This is a genomic window from Cupriavidus necator N-1 (assembly GCF_000219215.1).
In the GTDB taxonomy this organism is placed as follows: Bacteria; Pseudomonadota; Gammaproteobacteria; order Burkholderiales; family Burkholderiaceae; genus Cupriavidus; species Cupriavidus necator.
In genome coordinates this window covers 2869048-2886468 of sequence record NC_015726.1, presented here as the reverse complement: position 1 = coordinate 2886468, position 17421 = coordinate 2869048, and the positions used below count along the sequence as shown (strand labels likewise).

Genomic DNA, 17421 nt, shown 5'->3' with positions numbered 1-17421 from the left:
TGTAGGTTCTACGCACTCATGGCATATGTGCTCAGCAGCTTCTGGGAAGGGAAAAGCTTGCGCGCTGAAATGCCGCCGTTGGCGCAACATGACGCCATCAATCTGGTTGTGCAGAAATTCTCTTTCTCTACGGCGCATGACTGCGGCGCGCTGCAGTATTGACACCATCCACTTCACCAGGGGATGGCAACATGAAACAAACATGCCGACGCACTGGCGCGTGGTCACGCCGGATAGTCATCTTGCTCCTGTTGCTTTCGTTCTCAAGTTTGCGTGCGGCCATGGCTTCCAATGGCGCCATGGAGCGTGAGCAACTCGGCGCCTTGGCGCGTCAGATTGAACTGGCGGACAGCATCGCAGCGCACGCCGCCAACACCGCAATGGATGAACGTGCCCGCTACCACTTCGATTATGCCCGGCTGCATGCTGACCTTGAGCGCGTCCGTGCAGGCGTGCAGGACTACCTCGCCCCCGAGCGTGCCCAGCCGCGCGATCCCGTTCCCATCGCCGGCGACTACGTACGAAGCCATGAACCGCAGGAGTCATCGCCATGACGCTTGCCGCTGATCAAGTCGCCGCTTTCCAGGCCAACAGTGGTTTCACGCCTGCGACCGTCTCCACCGTTGTCCTCGGCTTCGTCTTCGCCGTTCTGCTGCTCTGGGGTGTTTGGGCGCTGCGTACCGCCTATGTCGGTTGGGCCGAGAACCGGACAACCGAGCGCCAGTTCGTCGGCGTGGCCGTACGATTCGTCGCGATGTACCTGACGCTGAGCTTCTTTCTCCTGTCCTGACCACCACGAAAGTTTGAATCGCTATGAAAACCTGTTCGATTTTCCATCGCGCCACATGTGTTGCCACCGCACTCGTTGCGCTATGCATTACGGGCATGCCAATCGCCTCGTTCGCTGCCGGCCTGCCGACCATGGAAGACCCATCGCGCGGCGCGGGTAAAGGCATCCTCCAAACGCTGCAGAACTACGGCTACGACATCGTGCTGCTCATTGCGCTGCTTGTGGTTTCCTCGATGTTCATCGGGGTCTGCTACCACGCTTATACGCGTTATGCCGAGATCCACACCGGCCGCGCTACCTGGGGCCAGTTCGGCCTCACGGTGGCGGTGGGCGCCATTCTGTTGGTCGTTGGCATCTGGCTGATGACCAAGGCCACCGGTGTGCTCTGAGGGTGTGCAGCGATGACCGGCTACCCCCAGAACCCGAGGCAGGCTGCGCAGGATGGTCTCAATGATGGGCTCGTCGTCTTCCTGCCGCATCGCTTGAACCGCCATCCGGTGGTGATACGCGGATTGACTGCCGACGAGCTGTGGGCCTGCGCCGGCTTGTCCGGTGTGGCCGGCTTCCTGACAGGCTTGGCGGCGGCCTGGCTGACCCAGAGTATTGCCATGGTGCCGACCCTGGTCGTCGTTGGCATCGGGATCGGCGTGTTCGGGGGTGGCGGCTTCCTGCGCCGGAAGAAGCGCGGTCGGCCTGACACCTGGCTATACCGCCAGCTCCAGTGGCGGCTCGCGCTGCGCTACCCCTCGCTGGCTGCTCAAGTAGGCGGACGGCAGATCATCGCTTACTCTGGCTGGTGGACCACACGGCGCGAGTGGCCTTCCACATCCATTCGTCGGGGCGCCGCATGAGCCGGTTCAGGAACGAGGTCATGCACCTCGAGGCGCATGTCAAGACCTTGCGCCTAGCCGTGGCAGCGCTGTTCGCCCTGGCCCTGGTGCTGGGGTTCGGCTGGTGGAGCGCGCCGAAGACCCTGACCATCCACGTGCCCCCTGATCTGCGTTCGGGTAGCACCCGAAAGTGGTGGGACGTGCCTCCGGAAAACGTCTACGCCTTTACCTTCTACATCTGGCAGCAGACCCAGCGCTGGCCGGCCAATGGCGAGGAGGACTACCCGCGCAATCTCAAGGCGCTGTCCGCTTACTTCACGCCTGGGTGCCAGTCCTTCCTGCAACAGGACTACGAATTGCGGCGAAACAACGGCGAACTGCGCCAACGGGTGCGCGGAATCTATGAGATCCCCGGCCGAGGCTACGGCGATGATCCCACGTCGCGTGTGCAAGTCGTGTCAGCAGCGGATTGGATCGTCACGCTCGAGGTAAGTGCCGACGAGTACCTCGGCTCCGAACAGGTCAAGCGCGCACTGGTGCGCTATGCCTTGAAGGTCGTTCGCTCGGATGTGGACCCAGAGCATAACCCCTTCGGCCTGGCGCTGGACTGCTATGCGAGGGCGCCGCAGCGCATTGAATCGGCGCCGGCAACTGTATCCGGCCCCCAACCTGCCGCTGTCAACCCTCTGCAAGGAGAAGCGCCATGAAGCGGCGTATCCTTTCGGCCTTGGCTGGCCTTCTGCTCGGCATGGCACAAGTCTCCATCAGCCACGCTGTGGAGCTCCTGCGCTGGCAACGTTTGCCCCTGGCTGTGGCGCTAGTGGTCGGTCAGGAGCGCGTGATCTTCATCGATCGTAACGTGCGCGTCGGCCTGCCGGAGAACATCGCATCGCACCTGCGCGTGCAGAGCGCCGGCGGCGCGATCTATCTGCGCGCGAGCGAGCCGATTCCGCCCTCGCGGCTGCAACTGCAAGACGTGGAGTCCGGGGCGCTGATCCTGCTCGACATCGCTGCCGAGCCAGCCAAGGCAGGCCAGCCTGCGCTCGAGCCTGTGCGCATCATCGTGGGCGATGCGGCATCATCGCCGGCGAACGCTCTGGCCGGTACCGTCACAAGCGAGCACCAGCCGCGCGAGACGGCAGGCGCGGCGACGCGGCGCGCGAGCCCGGTGCCTGCGGTGCTGACACGCTATGCGGCACAAAACCTCTATGCACCGCTGCGCACGGTGGAGCCGGTGGCCGGCGTCCGCCGCGTGAATCTACGCCGCGATCTGGCTCTACACACATTGCTACCTGTGCTCCCGTTGCGCGCGCAGGCGCTGGCCGCGTGGCGGCTCGATGACCAGTGGGTGACGGCAGTGAAGCTCACTAACACGTCCGCACGGCGCTTGGTACTCGACCCGCGCGCACTGCAAGGCGATTTCGTCGCGGCAACCTTCCAACATGCGACCTTGGGGCCGGCTGGCGCTTCGACCGACACCACCGTGGTCTATCTTGTTACCCGTGGCCATGGCCTGGCCGAGTCGCTGCTGCCAAAGGTGGCAACCCTCGACGCCACCGCTAGCATGCCGGTGGCGGCCGCGGCCGGCCAGGCCGAAGGAGGAGATCCCCATAATGAAAAGTAATCCCCTCCTCAAGTGGTTGCTGATCCCGATGGTGCTGTTGATGGTCTTCGCTGGCATCAGGCTCTTCTCAAATGATCATGGTGCCGAGCCCGCCAGGCCCGATCGTGCCAATCCGCTCTCGCCTGAAGAGATGAAAGCCTTGGGTATCGAGGGCGATACGCCGCGCGATACCGTTGCCACGCTGGTCGCCCAGGTCAAGCAACTGCGCAACGAACTACAGGCAGCGCTCAACGACAACAAGGACCAGAAGGCCGAGAACGAGCGCATGCGTGTCCGTGAGAGTGCGATTGACCAAAGCATCCAGACCGCATTGGAGGGCGAGCGCGGCCGCGTGCAACAGGAGCGTGATCAGATCGCAAACGATCGTCAGCAGACGCAGGACCGGTTACAAGACTTGCAGCGGCGCCTCGATGGGCTTTCCGGCGAGGGCGGGCAGCCCGACCTGCCCATCGGGCTGGGCCTGGAGGAGGGCGATGGCAAGCACAGGGGCGGTGCGCGCAAGAGTGGCGGCATGCACTGGGTGGAACCAGATGACGCAACGCCTGTCAAGAGTGGCGATGTACGTAGCGGCCCGAATCTGCCCACCAGCTTCGGACCCGCGCAGAGAACTCTGACGGATATGGCTGAAAACACTGCGAGCGCCGCCGCTGAGGCTGTCAGCAGCGCCGCAGAGACCTACGCCAAGCCGATCTACACGGTGCCGTCCAACTCGACACTCATTGGGTCGATTGCCATGACAGCGTTGATCGGACGTGTGCCGATCGACGGTACGGTCAACGACCCGTATCCCTTCAAGGTGCTGATCGGTCCGGACAACCTTACCGCCAACGGCATCGATATTCCCGACGTAGCCGGTGCAGTGGTGAGCGGCACCGCCTCGGGCGACTGGACACTTTCATGCGTGCGCGGCCAGGTCCGCAGCGTGACGTTCGTTTTCCAAGACGGAACTATCCAAAACGTGCCGCAGAAGAGTTCGCGCAGCCAGGGCGCCACCGGTGACCAGGCTAGCAGCACCGGCATGGACGGCAGCGCGGTGCGGGGTAGCTTGGGCTGGATCAGCGATCCCCACGGCGTCCCCTGCGTCTCCGGCGAGCGTCGCAGTAACGCGCAACAGTACCTCGGTTCGCAGGCGTTGATTACCGCGGCCGGCGCAGGCGCGGCCTCGCTCATCAAGTCGGACACCGGCAGTGTAGCCGTGGTCTCCAACAGCAACGGCTCGCTTGGTACGGTCGGCATTTCAGGCAACGAGGCCATGGGCCGCATTCTCGCCGGGGGTGTGCGCGACATGGCCGACTGGGTCAACAAGCTTTACGGGCAGGCCTTTGCCGCAATCTACGTGCAGCCCGGGGCCAAAGTCGCTGTCCATCTGGAGCAGCCCCTTAACATCGACTACGACGTCAAGGGGCGGCGGGTCAATCACCGCATCGGAGAAGCTCATGCGTCAGATCTGGACTGAAGCCGCCGCGACGCTGATTGCAGCCTTGGTGCTGGGAGGGTGTGCCACCAGCAAGGACAAGCTACTACCACAAGGCGATCACACAATGCTCGATGTCTGGCAACAGGAGACCGGCGGCAGTGCGGGCGGTGGTCAGCCCGCGAGACAACTGATCGATGTGCGTCAGGGCTTGCGCCGGCCGCTGACTGAGCCAGATGTAAAGAGCATGCCCGCGGCCAATGCAGCCTACACCCGCACCGCCGCCAACGAGATCTACCGCCAGTTCCACCGACTGCCCAACCCGGACCTCGTGATGTACGTCTTCCCGCATCTGTCCGGAAGCGATCCAGTGCCGGTGCCCGGCTACACCACGGTGTTTCCGCTTTACCAGCGGGTGCAGTACGCGATGCCGGGTGAACGTTTGGAGGATTACTAATGATCCGCTCATTCTTTAGGACGCGCCGGGCCGAAAGGGCAACCGGTGCCAGTGAACCGGCTGACGAGGCCTGGACCCGGCATGTGTCGTTACTGGCCGCGCATGGCATTACCGAGCCCGGCAGCGCGTTGGCCGCCGGCCGCCGCAACCCGGCCACCGAGGCGCAGGCCCAGGCGCTCTATGATGTGGCCCCGTCCTTCGCCGATCTGCTGCCCTGGGTCGAATATCTTCCCGAATCGATGAGCATGCTGCTGGAGGACGGCGATTCGGTCGCGGCCTTCTTCGAGTTGGCCCCTGTCGGCACTGAAGGGCGCGAACTGGCCTGGCTGTGGCAGGCGCGCGACGCGCTGGAGAACGCGCTGCAGGATTCCTTCGATGAACTGGAAGAGCATCCCTGGGTGGTCCAGCTCTATGCTCAGGACGAGGCGAATTGGGACGGCTATCTGCGCACGCTGGCAGACTACGTCCGGCCACGTGCTCAGGGCATCGCCTTCAGCGAGTTCTATCTGCGCTTCTTCGCGCACCATCTGCGCGCGATCGCCAAGCCAGGCGGGCTGTTTGAGGACACCATGGTCACACGCTTGCCGTGGCGCGGCCAGGTCCGGCGCGTGCGCATGGTAGTCTACCGGCGCGCACCCGCGACAGCGGTTTCCCGACGCGGCCAGTCGCCCGAGCAGTCTCTCTGCACGATCTGTGATCGACTCGTGGGCGGGCTCGCCAATGCGGGCGTGAAGGCCCGCCGCATGCATGCGGCCGACATCCATGACTGGCTGCTGCGCTGGTTCAACCCGCATCCGACGCTGCTGGGGCCGAGTGCTGAAGATTGCGAGCGCTTCTACGCGCTGACCCGCTACCCCGAGGAGGGGGAAACAGGCGAGATCGAACTGGCTAGCGGCGACTTTGCCCAGCGCTTGTTCTTCGGGCAGCCGTGCTCGGACGTGGCCAACGGCGTCTGGCTCTTCGACGGGATGCCGCATCGGGTCATTGTGATGGACCGCCTGCGCATGCCTCCGGCGACGGGACACATAACCGGTGAGACTCGCAAGGGAAGCGATGCAGTCAATGCGCTATTCGACCAGATGCCGGAAGATACGGTGATGTGTCTTACCCTGGTCGCTACGCCTCAGGACGTGCTAGAGGCGCACCTGAACCACCTGAGCAAGAAATCGGTGGGCGAGACACTAGCTTCGGAGCAGACTCGCCAGGACGTGCAGCAGGCGCGCAGCATGATTGGCAGCGCGCACAAGCTCTACCGCGGCGCGCTGGTCTTCTACCTGCGGGGGCGCGACCTGCAGCAGCTCGACGCCCGCGGCCTGCAACTGGTCAACGTCATGCTCAACGCTGGTCTACAGTTGGTGCGCGAGGAAGACGAGGTGGCGCCGCTCAACAGCTACCTGCGCTGGTTGCCCTGCGTCTTCGACCCGGCCCTGGACAAGCGGCAGTGGTACACCCAGCTCATGTTCGCGCAGCACGCCGCGAACTTGGCGCCGGTGTGGGGCCGCAGCCAGGGCACGGGGCATCCGGGCATCACCTTTTTCAACCGTGGCGGCGGGCCGATCACCTTCGATCCGCTTAACCGGCTGGACAGGCAGATGAACGCGCATCTGTTTCTTTTCGGTCCCACCGGCTCGGGCAAGAGCGCCACGCTCAACAACATTCTGAATCAGATCACGGCGATCTACCGGCCGCGCCTGTTTATCGTCGAGGCGGGCAATAGCTTCGGTCTTTTCGGCGACTTTGCCTCGCGCCTGGGCCTGTCGGTCCACCGTGTCAAGCTCGCTCCCGGCGCTGGCGTGAGCTTGGCCCCTTTCGCCGACGCCTGGCGCCTGGTAGATAAGCCTGGTGAAGTGCAAACGCTGGATGCCGATGACCTGGATGAGGACCGCGCCGAGACAACGCGGGTCGCAGACGCTGAGGAGCAGCGCGATGTGCTCGGTGAGCTGGAGATCACGGCGCGGCTGATGATCACCGGCGGCGAAGACAAGGAAGAGACGCGGATGACGCGAGCAGACCGCAGCCTCATTCGTCAGTGCATCCTCGACGCGGCTCAGCGTTGTGTGGCCGATAAGCGAATGGTACTCACGCGCGATGTGCGCGACGCACTGCGCGGGCGCGCTCACGATTCGACACTGCCGGAGATCCGTCGCGCCCGACTGGCGGAAATGGCCGACGCAATGGACATGTTCTGCCAGGGCGTGGATGGCGAAATGTTCGATCGGCCCGGTACGCCTTGGCCCGAAGCCGACATCACCGTCGTAGATCTGGCGACCTTCGCGCGCGAGGGCTACAACGCCCAGCTCTCCATCGCTTACATCAGCCTCATCAACACGGTGAACAACATCGCCGAGCGCGACCAGTTTCTCGGGCGGCCGATTATCAACGTGACCGATGAGGGGCACATTATCACCAAGAACCCGCTGCTTGCGCCCTACGTCGTCAAGATCACCAAGATGTGGCGCAAGCTCGGCGCCTGGTACTGGCTTGCGACTCAGAACCTTGATGATTTGCCCAAGGCGGCCGAACCAATGCTCAACATGATTGAGTGGTGGATTTGCCTGTCGATGCCGCCGGATGAGGTAGAGAAAATCGCACGCTTCCGCGAGCTGAGCCCGGCACAGAAGGCGCTGATGGCGTCGGCACGCAAGGAGACGGGCAAGTATAGTGAGGGCGTGATCCTCTCCAAATCGATGGAAGTGTTGTTTCGTGCTGTCCCACCCAGCCTCTACTTGGCCCTGGCTCAGACGGAACCGGAGGAGAAAGCCGAGCGCTTCCAGTTGATGCAGCAGTACGGCATTGGCGAACTGGATGCTGCATTGAAGATCGCTCAGAGGATCGACTGCGCCCGCGGCATCGCATCGCTTCCGCTCGATGGATTGACGCCGTAAGGAGCGCATGATGAAACGTTCCGGCGCTACCCAATCCCGGCCCCTTTTTGCCGTACTGCTGGTGGCCGCCTCGCTGATAGGCGGAGGCGCCTGGCTGGTACTGCGTCCGCAGGCCATGGCGCCTGCTACTGTTCAGGTTGAGCCCCATGCCGAGGCGAAGACTGGGGGCACGACAGTACCCGTACCGCCTTGGCGCCGCGGCCGTTCTGACGCGCGCTTCACGGTGATCGAGTATGCCGACCTGGAATGCCAGTTCTGCCGAGCCTACTTCCCAGTTCTCAAGCGCTGGATCGATGAACACCCAGACGTAGCCTTGCAATGGCACCATCTGCCGCTCGCGATGCACGAGCCGGCCGCATCCGCCGAAGCCCGCCTCGTCGAATGCGTCGGTGCTGCCGGCGGCGATGCTGCGTTTTGGCAGGCGGTGGAATGGGTCTATACCCATACCCGCGGTAATGGCCAGGGCCTGCCGGAGGAACTGCGCTATCCCGACCTGTCGCCTGCCACGCAGCAGTGCTTGGCGTCCGAGCGGCCCAATGCAGTCATTCGCGCCCAAGCCGAGGAGGCGGCCAAGAACGGTGTCACGGCCACGCCGGCCCTGCTTCTACTGGACCGTGAGACGGGTAAGACGCTGCTGCTGCACGGGCCAGTCGAGGGCGATGCCTTGCTTTCGGCGCTCGATTTGCTTGCCGCTGGCGGCCACACCGCTGCCGATCCGTACAGTACTACAGATATGCCCGCCGCAATCGTCGGCGACATGCCCAGGTAGCCTCGATCTTCAAGGCTACGGCGCGGCGCGACCGCGTTGATCGAAACCCCGTTCGCATCGCATCCCTGGCGCGAACAGCCATCGCCACCGCGGTGGTGGATGCCTGTTTGTCCGATGCCTCATGCCGTCATCCATTGGAGGGTTTTGCCCTCCCGGGGCATGCGCCTCCGACTTTAACCATTGGAGGTTTGCAATGTCTTTCGTGTCTGATTCCACCCCGCAGTCGCTCGCTCTGCTTGCCGCGCAGCACGAGGATTGGATCATCCAGCAGGCCATCACCGTGCTGGAGAAGCGTGTCTTCAAGTCTGGTCCGGTGCTGAACGGTCTCGCGGCCGTGTGCGACTTCCTGCGCCTCAAACTGGTTGCGGAGCCCAACGAGGTGTTTGCAGCGGTGTTCCTCGACGCTCAGGACCGGGTACTCGCCTACGAGCCGCTGTTCAAGGGCTCGCGTAGCGAGGTCGCGGTGTATCCACGAGTCGTTGTTCAGCGCGCCTTGGCCCTCAACGCATCGGCGCTCATCCTTGCGCATCAACATCCGTCCGGGATAACCAAGCCGTCGATGGCCGATCGAGTGCTCACGGACCAACTCAGCGTCGCCTTGGCGCTGGTGGATGTTCGTCTGCTGGAGCACGTCATCATCGGCAAGGGCACACCGTACTCGTTCGCCGAATCGGGGCTGCTGTAACCCGGTCACGGCGACGTTCCGGACGCGCATATTCCACCCTGCGGGAGCTTCGGCTCCCGCTTTTCTTGTCGCCAATGCAACGCGTTTCTTGCTGAGCCAACAAACGGAACGCGCGCAGTGCGTCTTGTTTGTCGAAGCGATGCCGCCTTCAGCGCTTGACTATGGCTCTGATCAGCTTCCAAGGATCCCGTGCATGTCAGCCCTTCTACTCAAGTTCTTGCCGGGGTGGCCGGCCCCAAGCTTCGCTGCTGTATTGCCAACCATGCTGATCACATTCTGCACGCCCGCTTTCGCCGCCGACGTGCTTGTCATCACCGACAGCCGCCATCCAGTACGAGCCATGGGCGGTGAGCGAATCATCGAACTGGACCTTCCCTCGCGGATCGAGGCCGAGCTGTCTGCGGGCCTGCCCGCAGATGCGATCCTCGCCGCCGACCTCGTGCGCAAGCGCCTACGCGAGGGCAAACTTCAGCGCCGGATAGGCCAGGCCTACCAAGGGTTCGCCGATGCTCGGGCCCTGGGCATCACCAAGGTGCCTGCCGTAGTGGTCGACGGCCGCTATGTGGTCTATGGCGAGCCGGACGTTGCGCGCGCCGTGGCGCGCATTGAAAACCATCGGAGGGAACAGCCATGAATCGCCTGCTCTTGCCACTCTCTCGCCGGTTTCGGCTGGCTATGGCTTTAGCGCTCCTGAGCGGTGCCGCGTCGGCATTCGCTTTGACCACGGCCACCATCGTGGCCTCTTCTGCGTCGCCCGGCTGTCTGGAATACCGCGTCGTCGGCATCTGCTACTGGCTGTATTGCTCATGGTCGGGGTGCAGTGTGCGTACGTCGTTGAAAGTACGTCATTACGTGCCGGATGCGGTGGTATCGAGCTATTCGAATACCGGCGAGAACCCATGGATGGAAGTGCGTGCGATGAGCATGCCGAATGACACCGCCCAAGCCGGTGGCGACGGCACCGTGAACCATGGCAATGATTACAACGTGGCGAAGTTCAAGAACACCGACGTGATTGGGCACCCTGCGGGTTCGGTATTCAGCGAGTTCGCCAGGACCTTTGGTTACACCTGTCAGGGCGCGGGTACGGCTTTCATGCCGTACTTTCTGAGCACGCTCGACACGGCGGCCTGGCGCTACAACGTGCCCGAGATGGCGTATCCGGAGGCGCTGACCTCTGGTATGCGAGAGATCGGTAGCCGCGTGACGGGGGATCTGTGGGGCAATGTCTATCCGCGCGGCGGATTCTTGCATCAGACCGATGACTACAAGAGCGCTGCCGTGGTCGCGCAGCGCGCGGGCGACGTCGTTACACGGCGCGCCCAGCCCCACGTCTATCAACCGCTGCTGGCGAATACCCGGGATGGTTACTGGCCGGCTGGCGCACTTTTGGAAGGCAACGCTTCCACCGGAAAGTGGCAAGAGCTGAGTCCGACGCTCTCGAACTCCTGTGCCGTTTTTCCGCACAGCAGCCCGCGTGTGCAGGCCAAGCAGGGCGACTACGCTTGGGCGCTGTGGCGGCCCTATGCCTGTTGCCAGCGTCGGGGACAGGTCTTCCTTGGTAGCGTTGATTTAACATGAGGTTTCCCGATGAAGGTGTTCTATTCCTGCATGACAGGGCGTGCTAGGCCCTACGCGTTGATTATCGCGCTCGCTTGCGCCGTCACGGCGGCAGCTGGCGTCACGTGGGCGCAGACCCATATCGACCGCAATGGCGCAAGCGCGAGCGGCAGCGTCATTGGCGATGACGTGCTCTACAGTGTGGGCGGTGGCCGGGCCGTGTCCATGAGCGGGGCTGGGAACATGAAAAGCATCGGCGTCGGTGTCGGCTGGAACAGCAACCTTATCTGCGGGGACATGAGTCTAACGACGACGCTGCAGAACCAGCTGAACGGTGCCACTAGCGGCTTCCAGTCCATCATGTCCTCAGTGATCCAGAACGCCACCAGCGCCGTGGCGTCGCTGCCGGCGCTGATCATCCAGCGCGCGGATCCGGCGCTCTACAACCTGTTAGCCAACGGCGTGCTGCAGGCGCGCCTGGACTTCGACCGCTCCAAGATGACCTGCCGGGCCATCGCCAACCGGATGGCGGATTTGGCCGGCGGCCAGGCGGGCTGGGACCAACTCGCCGAGGGTATGGCGCTGCGCAATGCGGTGAGTAGTACCGATGCCGTGTCAGCTATCGCGCGGGCCGAATCGAACAAGGGCAACAACGGCGTGCCATGGGTAGGCGGCCGCAATGCGGGCGGCTCTAGCCAGAGTCCAATCAAGGTGGTGAGCGACGTAACGCGTGCGGGCTACAATTTGCTCAACGGGCGCGACGTCACGGAGACGTCATCGATTCCGCCTGCGTCCTGCGGCAATAGGCTGACGTGCCTCACGTGGTCCTCGCCACAGGCTGCTATCAACTTCGCCACCCGTGTGTTGGGCGAGCGCGAGCAGCGCACCTGCGACAACTGCACCAAGACGCAGACCACGCCGGGCGTCGGCCTCACGCCGGTGATTCAGGAAGAGTACGAAGCCAAACTGCAGGCACTGCAGGAGCTGGTGACGGGTGTGAAGCCGACGACAGTAGCGAACCTCGAGGCGGCCGGCAGCAATTCGCTGCCGATCACCCGCGGCGTGATCGAAGCCCTGCGAGACGAGCCCGACCAGGATTTGCTGGGCAAGCGGCTGGCTTCCGAGGTGGCGCTGTCAAGTGTGCTGGAGAAGGCCTTGCTGCTGCAGCGCACGCTGCTGACCGGCAAGAAGGAGCCGAACGTCGCAGCCAATGAGTTGGCCGTGAAGGAGGTCGACCGGGAGAACGGCACGCTGGAGCAGGAGATCAACAACGTCAAGATCGAGCTGGAGTTGCGGCGCACACTGGCCGGGAACTCCGCCTTGGCGATCGTGCAGCGCCACGACACCCGCGCCGGCGGATCGCGCGGCATCTTCGAGGGCGACACCACGCGCGATCGGCTCAAGGAAGTGCAGAAGCCGCGGAGCACGCCGTGACTGCCCGGACCTGGCTGCGGCCGGCCTGGCTGCTCAGCCGCCGCGTGGGCATTGTGCTGCTGTGGATACTGGTGGCAGCCGGCATCTTCGTGGTTGTGAGTGTGGCCGGCATCCACGTCATCGGCAGCGTCGACGGCTGGGAGCACTGGCTGCGTGCTCACGCGACCCATTTCCTCGTCTGGCGGCTGCTTCTCTACGGAGCGACGGCTTATGGCTGGTGGTGGATGCGCGGGCGCCTGCGGCAGCGCGAGCCATCGGGCGAAGCGCATCAACGCCTGCTGCGAGTCGAGATCGCGGCCGTGATCACCATCGTGCTGCTCGAAGGCAGCCAACTGCTGCGCCATGCCTGAAGCTGGGATGACCTCATGACCCTCTACACGACCGACTACCTGGAGTATTACCTGACCTTGGTGGGGTGGGTGGTCAACAACGGCATCTGGAACATCCTCGTGGAAAGCGGCCTGTTCGCGCTGCCGTTCGTTGCCATCGTGATCCACGAGTGGCTGCGCGCGAGGACAGAAGGCGCGGACGAGGGCAACAAGGGCGTGTTGTCCTCGATGCGCATCGAGAACCGCGTGTGGGTTGCGATCGTAGTGATCCTGTTCGCCGGCATCCCCTTCATTCCGGTTGATCTCAGCACGATCAAATTCGACACGAGCCGTTCCCGGCAGTGCCAAGTCAATGTCCCCCAGCCGGCCGATACGGGTTGGTCCAGCTCCTATACGACGCTCAATGACCAGAGCGCACTGGTGCCGGTGTGGTGGTTCTTCATGCACGCCATCTCGAAGGCCGTCACGGGCGCCGCGGTGGCGGCGATTCCTTGTGGAACTGACCTGCGGCAGATGCGCATGGATGTTGACGCCACTCGCATCGATAACCCGGTGCTGGCCCAGGAAGTTGGCGATTTCGTGCGTGACTGCTATGGCCCTTCGCGCGCCAAGCTGTTCATGAGCCGGCCGACGCTCTCCGACGAACAGATGAACGACGTCACCTGGATCGGTTCGGGCTACTTCCTCAACACCGCCGGCTTCTACGACACCTACCATTCGAGCACACCGCGCACGGCTTGGCCTTATGACGCGGCCCGCGATGCGGGGCTGGCCCAGGTGGACAGTGGCGGCGGCTATCCGACCTGCCGGCAATGGTGGTCCGATGGCAGCAGTGGGCTGCGCGCACGCCTGTTGGGCCAGGTCGATCCCGATCTGCTCTCTCGTATCGGGCGATGGGCGGGGTTCCTCTCGCAGAATGAGGTCAACGACTCGGTGGTCCGCGCCGTCGTCTCGCCCCGGCATCAGAAGATGAACCAGGGGGCCGTTTATACCGACTACGGCGGTCAGATCGAGAAGACGCTGCCCAACATTGTGGCGCGCGGCACTGGCGATCTCGGCCTAGCCGCCGGGTCGCCTGGTTTCTTCCCAGCCATGGACGTGGTGCGCCAGGCACTGCCGATGGTGCTGTCGCTGCTCAAGATGGCACTCGTCATCTGCATCCCACTGGTGCTGCTGTTCGGCACCTACGAGCTGAAGGCCGTGGTCGCTGTGAGCTGCGCCGAGTTCGCGCTGTTCTTCGTGGACTTCTGGTTCCAACTTGCGCGCTGGCTGGACAGCACGATCCTCGATGCGCTCTACGGCTGGGGATTTGGTGCGAACCGGCCGCACTCAAACTTCGATCCCTTGATCGGCCTGAACAATGCCTTCGGCGACATGCTGCTGAACTTCGTCATGGCGACGATGTTTATTGTGCTGCCTACGTTTTGGGTGGCGGCTCTGTCCTTGGCAGGAGTACGTGCCGGCGGCATGCTCCAAGGTCTTTCGGATGTCACGCGGCCAGCGGGTCAAGCCGGAGGAAAGGGGGCGGGGGTCGTGTCGAACAAGCTCAGGTGAATACCGGCCTCTCCGCTTGCCGGTCTTCAGTCTTTGTCAATCCGGGGGGTCGTAAAACCCGGGGTCTGGAGTGTCGTTATAAAGAATGGGGTCGTATCCTGGATTCTTCTTGTGCTTAGCTTGCTCCCCGATCGCCCATTCCTCTGGTTCGCCATATTCGGTGTTCCGAGCCACCCGAGCCGCCGCCACAGCGAACGTGAGCAGCAGTGACGCCCAGAAAGCGGTGTAGAGCAGCAGTCCGAGTGCAACGAGCTTGGTGACCAGGACCACCACCTTGGCAACGCCAGGTGCCAGCCCATGCGCCGTCAGCCAGCCAGTTGCCTTCCTACCCAGGCGCATGACACGCCGCGACAGCCGGCCCAGGGTCCGGCCCACACCCTCCGCGAAAGTGGTTTGTGCAACGTGTTTCATCGTGGCTACCTCATGCCCCTGCACGGTTTTTCAACCGAGAGGCTGATTTCCCTGCAACATCCAATCAGACTGCGTGGCGTGCCCAAAATTCCGCGGGCGTGAGGACGGGGTACTGGCGGCCAGCAGCCCCTTGTCGCCGGTTATCAGGTGGTCGACCTTCGGCGCCAACAACGTGACAAGCCCTAACCTGGTCAGTGGGGTCTCGCAGGAACCGACGGTCAATCCGACTTTGGCGAAGCCCGCATTGACTGTGGCCTGTGAAGAACTGTTGACGCTATATCCAAGGATCCAAAGTTTGTCCGTCATCCGAAATTCGCCATGCTTTCGTTGTTCCTACGCAGGAGAGTGCCGCCCAACACCGACACCCGGTCTACGGCCACCATGGAGCCTCCTAATGGGCTGACGCGGCCAGAATCGGCCGCGTCACTGCTGGCGACACCGCGCCGACAGAAGCTGCTGGAGCACATTTGGCAGCGCACTTCCGTCTCCCGCAACCAGTTCGCCACGTTGTACGGCGCGCCGTTGGAACGCTACGCCGAGCTGGTCCAACTGTTTCCGGCCTCGGAAAGCCACCACCATGCCTACCCCGGCGGCATGTTGGATCACGGACTGGAAACCGTCGCCTACGCGCTGAAGTTGCGACAAGCCCATCTCCTTCCGGCTGGCTCGACGCCGGAAGCTCAAGCTGCCCAAGCGGAAGCCTGGACCGCGGGCACGGCCTACGCGGCACTGCTGCACGATGTCGGCAAGGTCGCTGTGGATCTGCAGGTCGAGTATGGCGACGGCACTGTCTGGCATCCCTGGCATGGGCCACTTCGACTGCCGTACCGCTTCCGTTACCCCAAGAATCGCGAGTACCGGCTTCACGGCGCAGCAACGGGGCTGCTGTACGCGCGCCTGCTCGATACGGACATTCTCGACTGGCTGAGTGGGTATCCTGACTTGTGGACCGCCTTGCTTTATGTCCTGGCAGGCCAGAACGAGCACGCCGGCATGCTAGGCGAGCTGGTGGTTCAGGCCGATCAGGCCTCGGTCGCTCAGGAGCTCGGCGGTGATCCGAGTAAGGCGCTGGCTGTGTCCCGCAACGCGTTGCAGCGCAAGCTGCTGGAGGGCCTGCGTTATCTGCTCAAAGAGGAGTTCAAGTTGAACCAGCCTCAGGCTTCCGATGGCTGGTTGACTCAGGATGCGCTCTGGTTAGTGAGCAAGACCGTTTCCGATAAGCTGCGGGCACACCTGTTGTCGCAGGGCATCGACGGGATTCCGGCGAGCAATACGGCCGTGTTCAACGTGCTGCAGGATCACGGCATCGCCTTACCCACTCTGGACGGCAAGGCGATCTGGAAAGGTACCGTGACAAGCGATGTCGGTTGGTCCCATACCTTCACGCTTCTGCGCCTCACACCCTCGCTGATCTGGGAAGGAGATCAGCGGCCCCCATCGTTCACCGGTACGGTGACGGTAGTCCAGGAAGCGGGGGAGGCAACGAATCTCGGATCGGTGCCGAGCAGTGCGCCTTCGCCCGCAACTCGGTCTTCGTCAGCTAGCCAGCCAACGGGCGATAGCGGCGAAGCGTTGGATCTGCTAGTCGCTCCCGGCGCAGCGTCGGCGGCTACCTTATCACTCACGGAAATCGACCCATCAGTTATAGAAGACCGGACCGTCGAGTCCGCAGAGTCGAGGGCGCCTATCGACTCGGTTTCCCTGGCACCCGCCTTAACTTCGGGACAGGAGCAAACGCCGTCAGGCGAGCATTTTGTTGCTTGGCTGCGCCGGCACATCGAAGCACGCACGCTCATCATCAATGACGCCAAGGCATTGGTGCATACGGTCGCCGATACCGTCTATCTAGTCAGCCCCGGTGTGTTCCAGCGCTATGCCCAAGAACATCCCAAAACCGCTTTCCTTGCCAAGCAAGCTCGAGTGCCCGATTGGCAATGGGTGCAGAAACGGTTCGAGAAACTGCACTTGCACCGCAAACAGCAGGACGGCGCGAATATCTGGACCTGCACCGTGGTGGGGCCGCGGAAGTCGCGGAGACTTCATGGCTACCTGTTGGAAGACCCACGAGTCCTGTTCTCCGATATGCCGCCGAACAACCCTTACCTGTCGCTATCCCCGTCCGCCAGTTCTGGGCAGGAGTCACCGCGTGTAGTCCCGGCCTAAAAAGCATAAGGTTGCGCAGCGGGCATCTTCCATGGAACTGAAGGAGGCGCTGCGACGCAAGCGGGGAGCGTAATTTCAATTTTGATCGGCGTCCGTCTGACTTTGACGCCCCTGAGCGAGCGCGAGGGAGCCGGCAATATGTGCGATTCCTAACTCCTGGGGGGCGGTACCGCATTGCCGATGCGCTCGCGTCAATTTTGCAATAGCTTGCATAGGTATTGGCGCGGCTCGGTAAGCTACTGGAAGCCAAGATGACCAGGGTAGTCGACGTATGGCAATCTGTCACATTGTTGTTATGGCGTGCGTCTTGATCTTTGTAGCTTACATAGCGCTGTTCTGGTTCTGCGCTTCCTCGTTTGTGATGAGCTCAGTCCCGGTCGCGGCGGTCGTCACGGTCACTCACGGGACTTGGACGGTGAGGTTGCAGATCAGCGCGGCGTCGATGTCAAGCAGGAACGGGTCGCGGATCATGCCTGCTCTTTGCCTGGGTGCGTCGTCGAATTTCAGGGTCCCTAG

Annotated in this window: 19 protein-coding genes; 18 read left to right on the top strand and 1 reads right to left on the bottom strand. The window is 63.0% G+C overall.

What is annotated here, in order from left to right; genetic code table 11:
• The first annotated feature begins 18 nt into the window (after positions 1–18).
• The 17 genes from CNE_RS41535 (at position 19) to CNE_RS13500 (ending at position 14331) form a co-directional block, all read left to right on the top strand.
• On the top strand, positions 19–162 hold the full coding sequence (locus CNE_RS41535; protein ID WP_013957675.1) for a hypothetical protein: 144 nt from the start codon (positions 19–21) through the stop codon (positions 160–162).
• Positions 163–242: 80 nt separating this feature from the next.
• Entirely contained in the window at positions 243–554 is a 312-nt protein-coding gene (locus CNE_RS13575; RefSeq protein WP_455423812.1) for an integrative conjugative element protein, RAQPRD family, read from the top strand.
• Positions 551–790 (top strand): TIGR03758 family integrating conjugative element protein, encoded by a 240-nt coding sequence (locus tag CNE_RS13570; protein ID WP_013957673.1) that lies wholly within the window; start codon positions 551–553, stop codon positions 788–790. The genes CNE_RS13575 and CNE_RS13570 overlap by 4 nt, the downstream gene beginning before the upstream one ends.
• Before the next feature lie 23 nt (positions 791–813).
• The gene (locus tag CNE_RS13565; RefSeq protein WP_013957672.1) at positions 814–1179 is read left to right on the top strand and encodes a TIGR03745 family integrating conjugative element membrane protein; all 366 of its coding nucleotides are present in this window, start codon (positions 814–816) and stop codon (positions 1177–1179) included.
• A 12-nt stretch (positions 1180–1191) separates the two neighbouring features.
• Positions 1192–1641: a TIGR03750 family conjugal transfer protein gene (locus tag CNE_RS13560; protein ID WP_013957671.1), complete on the top strand. Its 450-nt coding sequence runs from the start codon at positions 1192–1194 to the stop codon at positions 1639–1641.
• On the top strand, positions 1638–2327 hold the full coding sequence (locus CNE_RS13555) for a PFL_4703 family integrating conjugative element protein (protein ID WP_013957670.1): 690 nt from the start codon (positions 1638–1640) through the stop codon (positions 2325–2327). Before CNE_RS13560 ends, CNE_RS13555 begins: the two co-directional genes overlap by 4 nt.
• Positions 2324–3244 carry a TIGR03749 family integrating conjugative element protein gene (locus CNE_RS13550; protein WP_013957669.1) on the top strand — a complete coding sequence of 307 codons (921 nt, stop codon included), beginning with the start codon at positions 2324–2326 and terminating at the stop codon, positions 3242–3244. The genes CNE_RS13555 and CNE_RS13550 overlap by 4 nt, the downstream gene beginning before the upstream one ends.
• Entirely contained in the window at positions 3234–4700 is a 1467-nt protein-coding gene (locus CNE_RS13545; RefSeq protein WP_013957668.1) for a TIGR03752 family integrating conjugative element protein, read from the top strand. Before CNE_RS13550 ends, CNE_RS13545 begins: the two co-directional genes overlap by 11 nt.
• Positions 4681–5115 carry a TIGR03751 family conjugal transfer lipoprotein gene (locus tag CNE_RS13540; protein ID WP_013957667.1) on the top strand — a complete coding sequence of 145 codons (435 nt, stop codon included), beginning with the start codon at positions 4681–4683 and terminating at the stop codon, positions 5113–5115. The genes CNE_RS13545 and CNE_RS13540 overlap by 20 nt, the downstream gene beginning before the upstream one ends.
• Positions 5115–8000: a conjugative transfer ATPase gene (locus CNE_RS13535; protein ID WP_013957666.1), complete on the top strand. Its 2886-nt coding sequence runs from the start codon at positions 5115–5117 to the stop codon at positions 7998–8000. The genes CNE_RS13540 and CNE_RS13535 overlap by 1 nt, the downstream gene beginning before the upstream one ends.
• 10 nt (positions 8001–8010) lie before the next feature.
• Positions 8011–8769: a DsbA family protein gene (locus tag CNE_RS13530; protein WP_013957665.1), complete on the top strand. Its 759-nt coding sequence runs from the start codon at positions 8011–8013 to the stop codon at positions 8767–8769.
• Positions 8770–8962: 193 nt separating this feature from the next.
• On the top strand, positions 8963–9454 hold the full coding sequence (locus CNE_RS13525; protein ID WP_013957664.1) for a JAB domain-containing protein: 492 nt from the start codon (positions 8963–8965) through the stop codon (positions 9452–9454).
• A gap of 193 nt (positions 9455–9647) precedes the next feature.
• Positions 9648–10088 carry a TIGR03757 family integrating conjugative element protein gene (locus CNE_RS13520; protein ID WP_013957663.1) on the top strand — a complete coding sequence of 147 codons (441 nt, stop codon included), beginning with the start codon at positions 9648–9650 and terminating at the stop codon, positions 10086–10088.
• Positions 10085–11035 (top strand): TIGR03756 family integrating conjugative element protein, encoded by a 951-nt coding sequence (locus CNE_RS13515; RefSeq protein WP_013957662.1) that lies wholly within the window; start codon positions 10085–10087, stop codon positions 11033–11035. Before CNE_RS13520 ends, CNE_RS13515 begins: the two co-directional genes overlap by 4 nt.
• A 30-nt stretch (positions 11036–11065) precedes the next feature.
• Entirely contained in the window at positions 11066–12448 is a 1383-nt protein-coding gene (locus CNE_RS13510; protein WP_049800620.1) for an integrating conjugative element protein, read from the top strand.
• Positions 12445–12798 carry a hypothetical protein gene (locus CNE_RS13505; RefSeq protein ID WP_013957660.1) on the top strand — a complete coding sequence of 118 codons (354 nt, stop codon included), beginning with the start codon at positions 12445–12447 and terminating at the stop codon, positions 12796–12798. Before CNE_RS13510 ends, CNE_RS13505 begins: the two co-directional genes overlap by 4 nt.
• A gap of 15 nt (positions 12799–12813) precedes the next feature.
• Positions 12814–14331 (top strand): conjugal transfer protein TraG N-terminal domain-containing protein, encoded by a 1518-nt coding sequence (locus CNE_RS13500; RefSeq protein ID WP_013957659.1) that lies wholly within the window; start codon positions 12814–12816, stop codon positions 14329–14331.
• Positions 14332–14367: 36 nt separating this feature from the next.
• Here CNE_RS13500 and CNE_RS13495 read toward each other — a convergent pair whose 3' ends face one another.
• The gene (locus CNE_RS13495; RefSeq protein WP_041228448.1) at positions 14368–14742 is read right to left on the bottom strand and encodes a DUF3742 family protein; all 375 of its coding nucleotides are present in this window, start codon (positions 14740–14742) and stop codon (positions 14368–14370) included.
• A gap of 318 nt (positions 14743–15060) precedes the next feature.
• Between CNE_RS13495 and mobH the strand changes: the two genes are divergently transcribed.
• The gene (mobH, locus tag CNE_RS13485) at positions 15061–16905 is read left to right on the top strand and encodes a MobH family relaxase (RefSeq protein WP_013957658.1); all 1845 of its coding nucleotides are present in this window, start codon (positions 15061–15063) and stop codon (positions 16903–16905) included.
• Positions 16906–17421: the final 516 nt, after the last annotated feature.

What these genes read in the sequence shown, in the direction of transcription:
- CNE_RS41535 (WP_013957675.1), top strand. Translation starts at nt 19, where the DNA reads ATGGCATATGTGCTCAGCAGCTTCTGGGAAGGGAAAAGCTTGCGCGCT.
- CNE_RS13570 (WP_013957673.1), top strand. Translation starts at nt 551, where the DNA reads ATGACGCTTGCCGCTGATCAAGTCGCCGCTTTCCAGGCCAACAGTGGT.
- CNE_RS13565 (WP_013957672.1), top strand. Translation starts at nt 814, where the DNA reads ATGAAAACCTGTTCGATTTTCCATCGCGCCACATGTGTTGCCACCGCA.
- CNE_RS13560 (WP_013957671.1), top strand. Translation starts at nt 1,192, where the DNA reads ATGACCGGCTACCCCCAGAACCCGAGGCAGGCTGCGCAGGATGGTCTC.
- CNE_RS13555 (WP_013957670.1), top strand. Translation starts at nt 1,638, where the DNA reads ATGAGCCGGTTCAGGAACGAGGTCATGCACCTCGAGGCGCATGTCAAG.
- CNE_RS13550 (WP_013957669.1), top strand. Translation starts at nt 2,324, where the DNA reads ATGAAGCGGCGTATCCTTTCGGCCTTGGCTGGCCTTCTGCTCGGCATG.
- CNE_RS13545 (WP_013957668.1), top strand. Translation starts at nt 3,234, where the DNA reads ATGAAAAGTAATCCCCTCCTCAAGTGGTTGCTGATCCCGATGGTGCTG.
- CNE_RS13540 (WP_013957667.1), top strand. Translation starts at nt 4,681, where the DNA reads ATGCGTCAGATCTGGACTGAAGCCGCCGCGACGCTGATTGCAGCCTTG.
- CNE_RS13535 (WP_013957666.1), top strand. Translation starts at nt 5,115, where the DNA reads ATGATCCGCTCATTCTTTAGGACGCGCCGGGCCGAAAGGGCAACCGGT.
- CNE_RS13530 (WP_013957665.1), top strand. Translation starts at nt 8,011, where the DNA reads ATGAAACGTTCCGGCGCTACCCAATCCCGGCCCCTTTTTGCCGTACTG.
- CNE_RS13525 (WP_013957664.1), top strand. Translation starts at nt 8,963, where the DNA reads ATGTCTTTCGTGTCTGATTCCACCCCGCAGTCGCTCGCTCTGCTTGCC.
- CNE_RS13520 (WP_013957663.1), top strand. Translation starts at nt 9,648, where the DNA reads ATGTCAGCCCTTCTACTCAAGTTCTTGCCGGGGTGGCCGGCCCCAAGC.
- CNE_RS13515 (WP_013957662.1), top strand. Translation starts at nt 10,085, where the DNA reads ATGAATCGCCTGCTCTTGCCACTCTCTCGCCGGTTTCGGCTGGCTATG.
- CNE_RS13510 (WP_049800620.1), top strand. Translation starts at nt 11,066, where the DNA reads ATGACAGGGCGTGCTAGGCCCTACGCGTTGATTATCGCGCTCGCTTGC.
- CNE_RS13500 (WP_013957659.1), top strand. Translation starts at nt 12,814, where the DNA reads ATGACCCTCTACACGACCGACTACCTGGAGTATTACCTGACCTTGGTG.
- CNE_RS13495 (WP_041228448.1), bottom strand. Translation starts at nt 14,742, where the DNA reads ATGAAACACGTTGCACAAACCACTTTCGCGGAGGGTGTGGGCCGGACC.
- mobH (WP_013957658.1), top strand. Translation starts at nt 15,061, where the DNA reads ATGCTTTCGTTGTTCCTACGCAGGAGAGTGCCGCCCAACACCGACACC.